Source organism: Cupriavidus sp. SS-3, assembly GCF_035818815.1.
Taxonomy (GTDB): domain Bacteria; phylum Pseudomonadota; class Gammaproteobacteria; order Burkholderiales; family Burkholderiaceae; genus Cupriavidus; species Cupriavidus taiwanensis_C.
Genome location: NZ_JAYLVT010000001.1, coordinates 233,379 through 247,043, shown reverse-complemented (window position 1 = coordinate 247,043; position 13,665 = coordinate 233,379). Strand labels below are relative to the sequence as shown.

General features: G+C 69.6%; 13 protein-coding genes. 7 read left to right on the top strand and 6 right to left on the bottom strand.

Annotation, left to right across the window (positions count from 1 at the left end):
* Positions 1-21: 21 nt before the first annotated feature.
* Positions 22-1,038 carry a ubiquinol oxidase subunit II gene (gene cyoA, locus U9J39_RS01090; protein ID WP_240987753.1) on the bottom strand — a complete coding sequence of 339 codons (1,017 nt, stop codon included), beginning with the start codon at positions 1,036-1,038 and terminating at the stop codon, positions 22-24.
* A gap of 162 nt (positions 1,039-1,200) precedes the next feature.
* On the opposite strand from cyoA, the gene U9J39_RS01085 reads away from it, so the two are divergent.
* The 4 genes from U9J39_RS01085 to U9J39_RS01070 all read left to right on the top strand — a co-directional run bounded on the left by U9J39_RS01085 (position 1,201) and on the right by U9J39_RS01070 (position 5,947).
* Positions 1,201-2,517: an MFS transporter gene (locus U9J39_RS01085; protein ID WP_115714327.1), complete on the top strand. Its 1,317-nt coding sequence runs from the start codon at positions 1,201-1,203 to the stop codon at positions 2,515-2,517.
* A gap of 143 nt (positions 2,518-2,660) precedes the next feature.
* On the top strand, positions 2,661-3,890 hold the full coding sequence (locus U9J39_RS01080; protein ID WP_115714123.1) for an NAD(P)/FAD-dependent oxidoreductase: 1,230 nt from the start codon (positions 2,661-2,663) through the stop codon (positions 3,888-3,890).
* Between the two features lie 58 nt (positions 3,891-3,948).
* Positions 3,949-4,680 (top strand): 3-oxoacyl-ACP reductase FabG, encoded by a 732-nt coding sequence (gene fabG / locus U9J39_RS01075; RefSeq protein ID WP_115714124.1) that lies wholly within the window; start codon positions 3,949-3,951, stop codon positions 4,678-4,680.
* A gap of 49 nt (positions 4,681-4,729) precedes the next feature.
* On the top strand, positions 4,730-5,947 hold the full coding sequence (locus U9J39_RS01070) for a cation:proton antiporter (protein ID WP_115714125.1): 1,218 nt from the start codon (positions 4,730-4,732) through the stop codon (positions 5,945-5,947).
* A gap of 34 nt (positions 5,948-5,981) precedes the next feature.
* Here the strand turns inward: U9J39_RS01070 and U9J39_RS01065 are convergent, their stop codons facing one another.
* Complete coding sequence (locus U9J39_RS01065; RefSeq protein WP_326346315.1) at positions 5,982-6,887, bottom strand: LysR family transcriptional regulator; 906 nt, start codon at positions 6,885-6,887, stop codon at positions 5,982-5,984.
* A gap of 143 nt (positions 6,888-7,030) precedes the next feature.
* On the opposite strand from U9J39_RS01065, the gene U9J39_RS01060 reads away from it, so the two are divergent.
* Entirely contained in the window at positions 7,031-8,338 is a 1,308-nt protein-coding gene (locus U9J39_RS01060; protein ID WP_326346314.1) for an SGNH/GDSL hydrolase family protein, read from the top strand.
* Here the strand turns inward: U9J39_RS01060 and U9J39_RS01055 are convergent.
* The 3 genes from U9J39_RS01055 to U9J39_RS01045 form a co-directional block, all read right to left on the bottom strand.
* Positions 8,296-8,949: a glutathione S-transferase family protein gene (locus U9J39_RS01055; RefSeq protein ID WP_326346313.1), complete on the bottom strand. Its 654-nt coding sequence runs from the start codon at positions 8,947-8,949 to the stop codon at positions 8,296-8,298. The two genes, U9J39_RS01060 and U9J39_RS01055, sit on opposite strands and share 43 nt — an antisense overlap.
* Before the next feature lie 54 nt (positions 8,950-9,003).
* The gene (gene pip, locus U9J39_RS01050) at positions 9,004-9,960 is read right to left on the bottom strand and encodes a prolyl aminopeptidase (protein ID WP_115714129.1); all 957 of its coding nucleotides are present in this window, start codon (positions 9,958-9,960) and stop codon (positions 9,004-9,006) included.
* Between the two features lie 66 nt (positions 9,961-10,026).
* The gene (locus U9J39_RS01045; protein WP_326346312.1) at positions 10,027-10,914 is read right to left on the bottom strand and encodes a LysR substrate-binding domain-containing protein; all 888 of its coding nucleotides are present in this window, start codon (positions 10,912-10,914) and stop codon (positions 10,027-10,029) included.
* Between the two features lie 154 nt (positions 10,915-11,068).
* Here U9J39_RS01045 and U9J39_RS01040 point away from each other — a divergent pair, with 154 nt between their 5' ends.
* Both U9J39_RS01040 and U9J39_RS01035 read left to right on the top strand, forming a co-directional pair.
* Positions 11,069-11,467, top strand: a complete 399-nt coding sequence (locus tag U9J39_RS01040) for a RidA family protein (protein ID WP_326346311.1) — start codon at positions 11,069-11,071, stop codon at positions 11,465-11,467.
* Positions 11,464-12,594, top strand: coding sequence for an NADH:flavin oxidoreductase (locus U9J39_RS01035; protein WP_326346310.1), 1,131 nt, complete (start codon positions 11,464-11,466; stop codon positions 12,592-12,594). The genes U9J39_RS01040 and U9J39_RS01035 overlap by 4 nt, the downstream gene beginning before the upstream one ends.
* Positions 12,595-12,606: 12 nt before the next feature.
* On the opposite strand, the gene U9J39_RS01030 is transcribed toward U9J39_RS01035, so the two are convergent.
* A complete protein-coding gene (locus U9J39_RS01030) occupies positions 12,607-13,605 on the bottom strand; it encodes an AraC family transcriptional regulator (RefSeq protein WP_326346526.1) in 999 nt (332 codons plus the stop codon).
* Positions 13,606-13,665: the final 60 nt, after the last annotated feature.

The window sequence follows — 13,665 nt, the reverse complement described above, 5'->3', positions numbered from 1 at the left end:
GCCTGCCACCGACGCGAGGCGCTAGCGCAGCACCTCGCCGGGACCGGACGCGCCGGTCCCGAACAGGGGTTCGCCCAGCGTGTTGCTGGCCGTGCAGACGGCCGCGCCCAGGCCCGCGGCGCGCTGCGCATCGCGGACCATCAGGTCCTTCTGGCAGACCTGCCCGGCCTGCACGCAGCGGTTCACGATGGCATCGAACAGGTTCGCGTCGACACTGCCGTAGCGCCGCACCGGCTCGCGTTCGCTGGGCTGCGCCAGCTGCGTATAGGTGGCCCGGCTCAGCGGCGCGCCGGCGGCCCGCACGGTCTGCACCCAGCGGCCGAATTCATCGTCGCTCAGGCCATGGAAGCGGAAGCGCATGTGCGAAAAGCCCGCGCCGCTGTAGTTGGCGGAAAAGCCCTCGTAGACGCCCGCCCGGTTGACCACCGCATGCAGGCGCGTTTCCATGCCGGGCATGGCGTAGACCTGGCCGGCCAGCGCGGGGATGAAGAACGAATTCATCATGGTGGTGGACGTGATCTTGAAGCGGATCGGCCGGTCGACCGGGGCGGCCAGCTCGTTGACGGTGGCGATGCCCTGCTCGGGGTAGACGAACAACCACTTCCAGTCCATCGCCACCACCTCCACCGTCAGCGGTTGCGCGCCCGGCGGCAGCGGGCGGCTTTCGTCGAGCCGGGTCAGCGGCTGGTAGGGATCGAGCTTGTGGGTGCTGACCCAGGTGATGGCCCCGAGCGCGATGATGATCAGCAGCGGCGCCGACCAGATCAGCAGCTCCAGCACCGTGGAGTGGTCCCAGTCGGGGTTGTAGTGCGCATCGGCGTTGGCGGCGCGGTAGCGCCACGCGAACACCAGCGTCAGCACGATCACCGGCACGATGATCAGCAGCATCAGGCCGGTGGAAATGATGATCAGGTCACGTTGCCGGACCGCAAGATCGCCGGCAGGCGACAGCAGCACGGCGTTGCAGCCGGCCAGCGACAGCAGGACTGGCAGCACGACTGGCAGCAATAACCAGCGCATCGGGCGGTGCATTGACATTGTCTGACCGGAAGATCGCATAGCTTTCGGGTCGCGCCATTTGTACGCCGCGGCGCAAGTGACTTAGACTGGTCTGAGCAACTATGGCAGTGTAGGCGCTCAAGTGCCATTCTTCATGGTGCAATTTGCAGCGCCCTCGCTCACAGACAGGGAGGTATGCCGATGACCACCGCGACCCACCAGCACCGGGCGTCTCCTACAGCACCTCCCGCACCCGGCGCCGCGCATGTCGCGCCCGCGGAAATCGCCACCGGCGTGGTCATCGGCCGCGCCTCGGAGTACTTCGATTTCTTCGTCTACGGCATCGCCTCGGTGCTGGTGTTCCCGGCGGTCTATTTTCCGTTCGCCGACCGGCTCGACGCGCTGCTCTATGCCTTCGCCATCTTCGCGCTGGCCTTTATCGGCCGGCCCTTCGGCACGACGCTGTTCATGCGCATCCAGCGCCGCTGGGGCCGCGGCGTCAAGCTGACCGCGTCGCTGTTCCTGCTCGGCACGGCCACCGTCGGCATCGCCTTCCTGCCCGGCTATGCCACGCTCGGCCCGGCGTCCATCATCCTGCTGGCGGTGTTCCGCACGCTGCAGGGCGTGGCCTTCGGCGGTTCGTGGGACGGGCTGCCCTCGCTGCTGGCGCTGAACGCGCCCGCGCAGCGGCGCGGCTGGTACGCGATGCTGGGGCAGCTGGGCGCGCCCACCGGCTTTATCGTCGCCGGTTCGCTGTTCCTGTTCCTCAACCTCAGCCTCGAGCCGCGCGAGTTCCTGGCGTGGGGCTGGCGCTATCCCTTCTATGTCGCGTTCGCCATCAACGTGGTGGCGCTGTTCGCGCGGCTGCGCCTGGTGGTGACGCACGAATACACGCAGCTGCTCGACGAGGACGAGCTCGAACCCATCAGCACCGCCGAGATCGTCAGGAAGCAGGGCTACAACCTGCTGCTGGGCGCGTTCGCCGCGCTGGCGAGCTTTGCGCTGTTTCACCTGGTGACGGTGTTTCCGCTGTCGTGGGTCGCGCTCAACGGCTCGCAACCGGTCACGGACGTGCTGGCCGTGCAGATTGCCGGCGCCTTCATCGGCATCCTCGGCACCATTGCCTCGGGCGTGATCGCGGACCGGATCGGGCGGCGCACCACGCTGGCACTGATGGCCATCCTGATCGGCATCTTCAGCCTGTTCGCGCCCTGGCTGATGGGCGGCGGCCCGCTGGCGCAGGACCTGTTCATCCTGCTCGGCTTCGGCCTGCTGGGCCTGTCCTACGGCCAGGCCGCCGGTGCCGTCACCTCCAACTTCGAGCGGCGCTTCCGCTACACCGGCGCGGCGCTGACCACCGACATGGCGTGGCTGTTCGGCGCGGGTTTCGCGCCGCTGGTGGCGCTGGGGCTATCGGCGGAATTCGGCCTGATCGCGGTGAGCGGCTACCTGCTTTCCGGCGTCGCCTGCACGCTGCTGGCGCTGCGGATCAACCGGGCGCTGGGCACACATGTCTGACGGGCGCGCCGCGCCCGCGCAACGATCGCCGTGAGTCCCGAACAGTGCCGGGGCCGGTTTTGCCGGTGCCAGGCAGTGTTCTGAGTACAATTGACGCCCGCCAAATTCCCGTCGTTCCGGATGTGATTCCGGAGCCGAAGCTTATGAAAACGGAAACCACGGACGTCGTCATCATCGGCGCAGGGCCTGCGGGCTCGGTCGCTGCCGGCCTGCTGCGCAAGCACGGCATTCCGGTGCTGGTGATCGAGAAAGAAACCTTCCCGCGCTTCTCCATCGGCGAAAGCCTGCTGCCGCAAAGCATGGCCTATCTCGAGGAAGCCGGCATGCTGCGCGCGGTGGTGGAAGCCGGCTTCCAGTACAAGAACGGCGCCGCCTTCGCGCGCGGCACGCAGCGCACCGCCTTCGACTTCCGCCAGAAGTACTCGCCCGGCTGGGGCACCACCTACCAGGTGCAGCGCGCGCAGTTCGACCACGTGCTGATCCGCGAGGCCGAGCGCCAGGGCGCCGAGGTGCGTTTCTCGCATGTGGTCGAGAACGTCGATGTCAGCGGCGCGCAGCCGGAAGTCACCGTGCGCGCGCCCGACGGCAGCCAGTACACGGTACGTGCGAAGTTCCTGCTCGATGCCTCCGGCTTCGGCCGCATCCTGCCGCGCCTGCTGCAGCTGGAAACGCCGTCGGGCTTTCCGGTGCGCAGCGCGATCTTCACGCATGTGGAAGACCGCATTCCGACCGGCACCTTCGACCGCAACAAGATCCTGATCAGCGTGCATCCGCAGCACCAGGACGTCTGGTACTGGACCATCCCGTTCTCCGACGGGCGCTGCTCGCAGGGCGTGGTGGCCGAGAAGGCGTTCCTGGACCGCTACACCGGCACCGAGACCGAGCGGCTGCAGGCGCTGGTCGCGGAAGAGCCGGGCCTGGCCACGTTGCTGGCCGACGCGCAATGGGACACCCCGGCGCGCCAGATCGCCGGCTATTCGGCCAACGTGAAATCGCTGTGGGGCAACGGCTATGCGCTGCTCGGCAATGCCGGCGAGTTCCTCGACCCGGTGTTCTCGTCCGGCGTGACCATCGCATTCAAGTCGGCCAGCCTGGCGGCGCAGTGCCTGGTGCGCCAGCTGCGCGGCGAGCCGGTGGACTGGGAACACGAGTTCGCGCGGCCGCTCAAGGCCGGCGTCGACTGCTTCCGCGTATTCGTCGAAGCCTGGTATGAAGGCCGCTTCCAGAAGCTGATCTTCCATCCCAACGCCACCTCGGAAATCCGCGACATGATCGCGGCGATCCTGGCCGGCTATGCGTGGGACCGCGACAACCCCTTCGTCACCGAGCCGCGCCGCCGGCTGGCGGTGCTGGAAGAGTTCTGCAAGGTCTGATGCGCCTCACCGTATGCCAGCCTGCCTTGGCGCAGGCGGTTCTGCAAGGACAACCACCATGAGCCATCCGACCGTGCTGGTCACGGGTTCGTCGCGCGGCATCGGCCGCGCCATTGCCCTGCGGCTGGCCCGCGACGGTTATGACGTCGTCGTGCACTGCCGCTCGCGCCGTGACGAGGCCGACTCGGTCGCCGACGCCGTGCGCGCGTGCGGACGCAAGTCACGCGTGCTGTGCTTCGATGTGTCCCGGCGCGAAGACGCTGCCGGCGCGCTGCTGACCGATATCGCCGCGCATGGCTGCTACTACGGCGTGGTCTGCAACGCCGGCCTGGCACGCGATGCCGCCTTCCCCGCCATGACCGGCGCCGAGTGGGACGAGGTGGTGCACACCAACCTCGATGCCTTCTACAACGTGCTCAACCCGGTGGTGATGCCGATGGTGCAGCGCCGCCAGCCGGGCCGCATCGTCACGCTGTCGTCGGTGTCGGGGCTGGTGGGCAACCGCGGCCAGGCCAACTACAGCGCGGCCAAGGCCGGCATCATCGGCGCCACCAAGGCGCTGGCGATCGAACTGGCCAAGCGCGCCATCACCGTCAACTGCGTCGCGCCGGGCCTGATCGACACCGACATGGTCGAGCCGCACGTGCGCGACGAAGCGCTGCGCATGATCCCGGCGCGCCGCATGGGCACGCCCGAGGAAGTCGCCGCCACGGTGGCCTTCCTGCTGTCGCCGGACGCGGGCTATATCACGCGCCAGGTGATCTCGGTCAACGGGGGCATGTTCGGGTGACACACGCCGTCATGAGCGGGTCCGGCGCCATCGGCGCGCCGGTGGGCCCATGAACGGGGTCAGCATTTTCTTCCTGCAGGCGATGCTGGTGGTGGCGCTGCCCTATCTGCTGTGGCGCGGGGCCGGCCTGCGCTCGGTGTTTCCGCTGGTCGGGGTGCAGGTGCTCGCCGGCATCGTGCTGGGACCGTCGGTATTCGGTACGCTGGCGCCGCAGGGCTGGACCGCGCTGTTCGGGCCCGAGCGCCTGCCGATGCTGTCCGGCCTGCAGTGGCTGGCCGTGACGCTGTTCTGCTTCCTGACCGGGCTGCACCTGCGCGAAGGCGGCATGCCCGCGCAGTGGCGCGCCACCATGCAGATCTCGCTGGGCAGCATTGCGGCGCCGTTCGCGCTCGGCGCCGCGGCGGGCTGGTGGATGGTCACGGTCGGCTGGCCGGTTGCCGGCGAGCTGGCCAGTCCGGGCTGGTTCGCCTGCGCCCTGGGCATCTGTACCGCCGTCACGGCGCTGCCGGTGCTGGGTGCCCTGCTGCGCGAGATGCGCCTGACCGGCACGCCCCTGGGCCAGCTGGCGCTGCGCTGCGCGGCCGTCAACGATGCCTGGGTCTGGCTGTTCCTGACGCTGGTGCTGCTGCAGCATGGCGGCCACGACGGCGCCGGCGCGGTCACGGTGGCGGCCCGTGCCGCCGCCTACCTGGGGCTCATGTTCCTGGCGGTGCGCCCTGCCCTGGCGTGGCTGCTGCGCCGGCTTGCGCCGGAGATCGAGCTGCTGCTGGCGATCGCCTTGTGCCTGGTGCTGGTATCGGCATTCCTGGGCGAGCTGGCCGGCCTGCACCATGTGATGGGTGGCTTTGTGGCCGGACTGGTATGGCCCGCGCGCGAAGCGCAGCGCGTGCGCGGGCAGCTCGAACCGGTCACGGTGGTAGCACTGCTGCCCTTCTTCTTCCTGGCCGCCGGACTTCGCACCGAAATCTCGCTGAATCACCCCATGACGCTCTGGATCGCCGCGCTGTCGTTAGCGGTCGCCATCGCCGGCAAGATGGCCGGCGTCGTGCTGCCGGCACGCCGCGCCGGCCTGGACTGGCGCGATGCGCTGGCACTGGGCACGCTGCTGCAGACCAAGGGCCTGGTCGAGGTGGTGGTCCTCACCGTCCTGCTGGACGCGCGCATCATCAGCACCGCGGCGTTTTCCGGCCTGCTGCTGATGGCGCTGGCCAGTACCCTGCTGGCGCGGCCGTTGACGATGCTGGTGGCACGGGACCGGCTGCCCTGACCGCCGGGCCGCTGGGCCCTGGGCCGCTGGTCCATCAGGCCCGCGCAAATCCCGGCAGCTCCGCAATCGCCTGCGCCAGGAACTCCAGCAGCACCCGCACCGGCGCCGGCTGGTAGCGCCGCGTCGGACAGACCAGGAACGCTTCCTGCGCCGGGCCCTGCCAGCGCGGCAGCACCCGCCGCAGCGCGCCGCTGTCGAGCAGGTCCTGCACCAGCCACGCCGGCGTCATGCCGAAGCCGGCGCCGGCCAGGAAGCTCTCGCGCATCGCCAGCGAGTTGTTGACGCGGTAGCGGCACGGCGCACTCACCAGCGCCTGCCCGCCCGGCCCGTCGAGCACGATGTCGTCGCCGCTGGCGAGCCAGGTAAAGCGCAGGATCTGATGGCGCGCCAGGTCCGCCGGTTGCCGGATCCTCGGATGCCGCGCCAGGTAGTCCGGCGCGGCCACCAGCAGTCGCGGCGACACCGCGATACGGCGTGCCACCACATGCGGCGGCAGCGTGGCACCCAGGCGCACCGCCACGTCGACCCCCGCTTCGACCAGATCGACGAAGCGGTCGTCGAACAGCAATTCCACCTCGACCTCCGGATAGCGCTGCTGGAACGCCAGCACCAGCGCGTTGAGCCGCAGCACGCCGAAGCTGGCGGGTGCGCTCACGCGCACGCGGCCCGCCGGCTGGCCGGTCTTGCCGCGCGCATCGCTGACGGCCTCGCCGTATTCGTCCAGCACCCGCCGCGCGCGCTCGTAGAAGCGCCGCCCGGCCTCGGTCGGCAACAGGCTGGTGGTGCTGCGCGCCAGCAGCCGCACGCCCAGGTCGCGCTCCAGCGCGGCCACGATCTTGCTGACGGTCGGCTGCGTCGACTGCTGCTCGCGCGCCACCGCCGACAGGCTGCCCAGCTCCACCGCGCGCACGAAAACCTGCATTGCCCGTATGGTGTCCATGCCGCTCCTTGCATTACGTCATTCCAGTCATTCCGGATTGGAATGAGCAATATGCCATTTTGCCTGCTACCTGGCATGAGTGGAATGGCCTAACTTTGGCCCCATGCCGGCAACGTTGCCGGTCCACCTACCAGGACCCATCCATGTTTTCCGATCTTCGTTTCCTGCGCCGCGTCGCGGCATTGACCCTTGCCGGCGCCATCGCCGGCAGCGCAGCGCTCGCCAGCCCGGTGCAGGACCGGGCCTGGCTGACCAGCTGGATGGCCAGCCAGCAGCCGGTGTGGCAACCGGATGCGCTGCCGCTGCCGACCGGCGTGCCCCCGGTGCTGGCGGACCAGACGGTGCGCCAGGTGGTGCGGCTGAGCGTGGGCGGTCAACGGCTGCGCGTGGTGCTGTCGAACGCCTATGGCCGGCAACCACTCGTGGTCGGCGCGGCGCAACTGGCACCCCATGCCGGCGGCGGCCGCATCGACCTCGCCGGCAGCCGCGCCGTGACCTTCGGGGGCAGCGCAACGGTGACCATTCCGGCTGGCCAGTCCGTGGCCAGCGATGCGGTCGTCCTCGATGCGCCGGCACTCGGTGAACTCGCGCTCAGCCTCTACCTGCCGCAGCGTAGCGCGATCGAATCGTTCCATTGGGATGGCCGCCAGACCGCGTGGCTGGCTGCGGGCAACGCGACCGCGCAGGCCATGCTGGCTGCGCCGCAGGCGTTCAGCGCTCGGGTCCTGCTGAGCGAAGTGCAGGTCGAAGCCGCGACGGGGGCCGGTGCCGTAGTCGCGATCGGCGATTCGATCACCGAAGGCAACGGCTCCACGCCCGACACCAACCGGCGCTGGCCGGACTTGCTGGCGCAGCGGCTGGCCGGCGACGGTGTGGCCGTGCTCAACGCCGGCATCTCCGGCGGCCGGCTGCTGCGCGACGGCATGGGCGTGTCCGCGCTGGCGCGGCTGGACCGCGACGTGCTGAGCCAGCCGCATGTCCGCACCGTGATCGCGGCCATCGGCATCAACGATATCGCCTGGCCGGGCTCGACCTTCGCGCCGCACGACGCCGTGCCGCAGGCCGCCGAACTGATCGAGGGCTACCGGCGCCTGATCGCCCGTGCGCATGCGCGCGGCGTGCGCGTGATCGGCGCCACCATCACGCCGTTTGCCGGCGCGTTACGCGACACGCCGATCCGCGGCTATGACAGCGCGGGCAAGGAAGCCGTGCGGCTGGCGGTCAACCACTGGATCCGCCATGGCGGCGCGTTCGACGCGGTGGTGGATTTCGACGCGGCCGTGCGCGACCCTGCCCGCCCGCAGGCGCTGCTGCCGGCCTTCGACAGCGGCGACCACCTGCATCCCGGCGACGCCGGCTATCGCGCCATGACGGCGCAGTTCGACCTGAGCCTGCCCGCGCTTGCCGGTCAGTCGCGCTCCGGCGCGCCCGGCGGGAACAGCGGGCGATAGGGCCGCGCCTCGTCCACCGCGCGCGCGAACGACGGCCGCGCCAGCAGCCGTTGGCGATAGGCGCGCACGCTGCCGCATGACGGCGGAATCGGCTGCACCCAGTCCGCATAGAACAGCGATGGCGCAGCGGCGCAGTCCGCCAGCGTGAAGGCATCGCCCGCGGCCCATTGCCGCGCCGCCAGTTCGGTCTCCAGCCACGCATAGGCCGAGTCCAGCAGCTTGCGGTACCCGGCCACGCCATAGGGATCGCGGTTCGCTTCGGGACGCAAGTAATCGGCCACGATCCGCTGCATCGGCGTCATCACGTACTGATCGAAGAAGCGGTCGAGCAGGCGCACCTTCAGCGCGGCATCGGGCGACTCAGGCAGCCAGCGCACCGGGCCGCGGTGATGCTGGTCCAGGTATTCGATGATGATGCTGGACTCGAACACCGCGCGGCCGTCATCGACCAGCATCGGCATGCGCCGCAGCGGCCAGTGCCTGCCGAACTCGTCCATGTGCTGCGCGTGGTCGGGCGACAGCATGCGAAATTCGAAAGGAATCGCGTTCTCGTACAACGCCACGAGAACCTTCTGGCAATAGGACGAAAACGGGTGCGCGTACAGCTCCATCGTGATCTCCGGTGGTGAACATGTGCGGTAAGGCTGGAGCCCCGGCGAGCGGGGCTAGCGCTGCGCGGCGAAGCGATCGGTTGCGGCAAGCAGCTGGTCCATGATGCCCGGCTCGGTCCATGCATGGCCGGCGCCTTCGATCAGGTGGAACTCCGCCTGCGGCCACGCCTGGTGCAGCGCGTAGGCATAGCGCGCCGGGCACGGCATGTCATAGCGGCCATGCACGATCACGCCCGGAATTTCGGCCAGCTTGTGCGCGTCGCGCAGCAGCTGCCCCTCCTCCAGCCAGCAACGGTGCGTGAAGTAGTGGTTCTCCAGCCGGGCGAAGGCCAGCGCGAAGTGCCCGTCGTCATGCCTGGCGCTGTTCCCTGCATCCGGCAGCAAGGTAATGGTCTCGCCTTCCCACACGCTCCAGGCGCGGGCCGCCTCCACCTGCTTGTCGGGGTCGGGGCCGGTCAGCAGCTTGCGGTAGGCCGCCATCATGTTGCCGCGCTCGGCCTCGGGCACCGGCGCCTGGAAGCGCGCCCACTTGTCGGGGAACATCTCGGACACGCCGTACTGGTAGTACCAGTCCAGTTCCGCCTGCGACACCGTGTAGATGCCGCGCAGCACCAGCTCGCTCACGCGCCGCGGGTGCTTCTGCGCATAGGCCAGCGCCAGCGTCGAGCCCCACGAGCCGCCGAACACCAGCCAGCGCTCCACGCCCGCCAGCACGCGCAGCCGCTCGATATCGTCGACCAGGTGCCAGGTCGTGTTGGCCTCCAGCCCCGCATGCGGCGTAGAGCGCCCGCAGCCACGCTGGTCGAACAGCAGCACGTCGTAGCGCGCCGGATCGAACAGCCGCCGGTGGTCCGGCGCAATGCCGCCGCCGGGCCCGCCATGCAGGAACACCGCGGGCTTGGCGCCCGGCGTGCCCACGCGCTCGTAGTAGACGACATGCCCGTCGCCGACATCCAGCGTGCCGGTTTCATAGGGCTCGATTTCGGGGTAGAGGGTGCGCAAGGCGGGCATGGGCGAGGCTCCGGATTCGGGAGGCACAGTGTACGCCGGCGGTGGTCACCCTGGTCGGTGCCAAGGCTAGCGCGCAAACACCCCCATCACCCAATCCCGCAGCAACCGCGTAGCCGGACGCTGCGCCGCCCGCTCGCTGTAGACCAGGTCATAGCGAAAGCTCTCCAGCGACAGTTCAAAAGGCCGCACCAGCGCGCCGGACGCCAGTTCCTCAGCCACCAGCGTCAGGCTGAGCAGGCCCACGCCCTGTCCGGCGATGGTGGCCTGCACGGCGTGGATCTCGTCGGTAAAGCGCAGGCCGGCCTGCGGATCGGCCACGTCGACGCCGGCCTGCGCCAGCCACCGGTGCCATACCGGCGCGCGCGCGTCATCGCGCGCGGCGGCGCCCCATTCGAAGTGGATCAGCGAGGCGTGCTCCAGGTCCTGCATGGATGCCAGTTTCAGGGCGGGGCTGCAAACCGGCGCAAAGCGGTCGCGGAACAGCGGCTCGACCACCAGGCCGGGATAGCTGCCGCTGCCGTAGCGGATCGCCGCGTCCGCATCGTGGTCCAGGTCGACGATCTGGTCCGAGGCATCGAGCCGCAAGGTCCAGTCGGGATGCGCGGCACGGAACTGCCCGGCAAGCGGCGCGAGTCGCCTGGCCATGAACGCCACCGTCGACGTCAGCGTCGCCACATGCGGGCGGCCGCTGCGCTGCACCGCCTGCACGGCGCGCTCCATGCCATCGAGGCCGTCCCGCACCGCGGGGAACAGCTGATGCCCGGCCGCCGTCAGCCGCACCTTGCGGGTCTGGCGTTCGAACAGACGCACGCCCAGGCTCTCTTCCAGCGCGCGCATCTGATGGCTGATGGCCGTCGGCGTGACGTGCAGTTCGTCGGCGGCGTGCTTGAAGCTGGCGCGGCGGGCGGCGGCTTCGAAGGCGCGCAGGGCGCCGAGGGGAGGCAGTTTGCGCAAGGGTACTCCATAGATGAATCGATCTCATGCATCGACTGAAAAGCGACCATTTGTCGCGGTCGATGCCGGCTCCGATACTTGGCATGCCGGCTGACCCGAAAGACGATCAGCCGAAAACAAGGTGAATTTTACTAAATCATTACCGGAGTCCGCGATGCACCTGCAACAAGTCCACACCCAACCCGATCCCTATGCCCCCTACCTGCTGTCGCAAGCCATCCGGGCCGGCAACCTGCTGTTCGTATCCGGCCAGGCCGGGGTTGGCGACGACGGCGCCATCGTCGGCCGCCGCGACTTCGACGCGCAGGCCGAGCAGGCGTTCAGCAACCTCAGGCGTGCCCTGCAGGCGGGCGGCTCGGGGCTGGACCGCGTGGCCAAGGTCACGATCTTCCTGACGTCGATGGAATACTTCCCGAAGATCGTCGCGCTGCGGCGCAAGTGGTTTTCCGCGCCCTATCCGGCCGATACCATCGTCGAGGTCTCGGCCCTGTATTCGCCGGACGCGATGATCGAGATCGAAGCCATCGCGCTGACTGCGGAGGGCGCGCAATGACGACGCCCGCCGCGCCTTCGCTGTTCGATACGCCGGCGCTGAACGGCGTGCCGCTGCGCAACCGCCTGGTGGTGGCGCCGATGACGCGCATCAGCGCCACCGACACCGGCGTCCCCACCAATGCCATGCGCCGCTATTACGAGGGCTTTGCCCGCGGCGGCTTTGGCCTGATCGTCAGCGAGGGCATCTATACCGACCGCGCCTATGCGCAGGGCTATGCCGGCCAGCCGGGGCTGACCGACGCGCAGCAGGCGCAGGGCTGGCACGGGATCGTGGACGCGGTCCACCAGGCCGGCGGGCGCATGGTCGCGCAACTGATGCATGCGGGGGCGCTGTCGCAGGCCAACCGTTTTCGCGACGATACGGTGGGGCCCTCGGCCGTGCAGCCCAGGGGCCGGCAGCTGACAGCGTATGGCGGCACGGGCGCCTTCCGCGTGCCGCGCGCGATGGAAGAGTCAGAGATCCTGCAGGCCATCGACGGCGTTGCGCAAGCGGCGCGGCGGGCGCGCGAGGCCGGCTTCGACGGCGTCGAGATCCACGGCGCCAACGGCTACCTGCTCGACCAGTTCCTCAACGGCCATACCAACCAGCGCCAGGACGCCTGGGGCGGCGGCATCGCGCAGCGCATGCGCCTGCTGCTGGAAACGATCCGCGCGGTGCGCGCGGCGGTGGGGAGCGATGTCGTCGTCGGCGTGCGCATCTCGCAGGCCAAGGTCAATGACTTCACCTACCAGTGGCCCGAAAGCACAGAGGGTGCGGCCGCGGTGTTTGCCGGCATTGCGGCAAGTGGCGTCGACTACCTTCATGTGACCGAGCATGAAGCCTGGCAGCCTGCCTTCGCCGACGGTGATGCGTCGTTGGTGCAGCACGCCCGGCGCGCGGCGCCGGGGCTGGCCATCGTCGCCAACGGCAGCCTGACGGATCCGGTGCGCGCGGCCGGCATGCTCGAACAAGGCGCGACGCTGGTCGCGCTCGGACGCGGGGCGCTGGCGAATCCGGACTGGCCGGCGCGGGTGCGTGCGGGAGAACCGGTGCGGCCGTTCGACGCCGCGGTACTGGCGCCGCTGGCCGGCATCAAGGACGCGGAACTGGCGCTGCGCGAAGCACCGGCAGCGTTGGCGGGCTGACGCCTGACCGCCCTACCGCCCCGCGTGGTCCCGGCGCCAGTTGGCCGGCGCGGTGCCGAACTGCGCCGAGAACCAGCGCGTGAAGGCACTGGCCGAGCCATAGCCGAGCAGCTGCGACACGCGCAGCAGTGAGTAGCGCGGGTTCTCGACATAGCGTCGCGCCAGCTCGCGCCGCACGTCGTTGAGGATGCCCGTGAAGGTCTCGCCCGCGTCGTCGAGCTGGCGCTGCATGGTGCGCAGGCTCAGGCCCAGGCCCTCGGCCACGGCATCGGAGGTGGCGCGGCCCATCGGCAGCATCAGGTAGATGGCGGCGCGCACTTCGTGGCCGATGGATTGGGGGTTGGCGCGCGGCAGGGTATCGATGAACTGCTGCGCATAACGCGCCATGACGGGATCCGCGCCCGGGTTGGGCGCGTCGAGGTCGGCGGCGCGGCAGACGATGCCATTGCAGTCCGCATTGAACTCCAGCGGGCAGCCGAACAGCCGGCGATGGACGCGCAGGTCGGCCGGCGCCGCATGCGTGAAGCTCACCCCGATCGGCTGCCAGCGCGGGCCCAGCAGCAGCGCGCACATGCGGAACACGACACCGATGGCCAGCTCGGTGGCCTGCCGCGAGGGCGCGTCGCTCAGCACCTCCTGGCGGATCAGCACCGCGCTGCCGGCATCTTCGAGCAGCAGCGCCACCGAATCATTGACCAGGTGGCGATAGCGGATGGTGGTGGCCAGCGCGGCGCGCAGCGTGGGCTGCTGGCTGATCAGCAGGCTCATCACGCCAAAATCCGACAGCTGGCGCGACTCCGCCATGCGCAGCCCGAACGTCTCGCAGTCCGAGGCTTGCGCGGCGGCTTCCAGCAGCGCCACGCAGGCGCCCAGCGGCACCCGCTGGTCGGGATCGCCCAGCCAGGCGCGGCGCAAGCGCGCCTGGCGCAGCAGTGGCAGCGGGTCCAGGCCGAGGTCGCGCGATACCTCCAGGAAGTTGGTCAGTGCGGCGGCACGTATGAGCGTTTCCAAACCGGTCTTGCGTTGCGATGCGTTGGTCATGTCCTGCGCCGTGGCGGGTAACCGACGGCC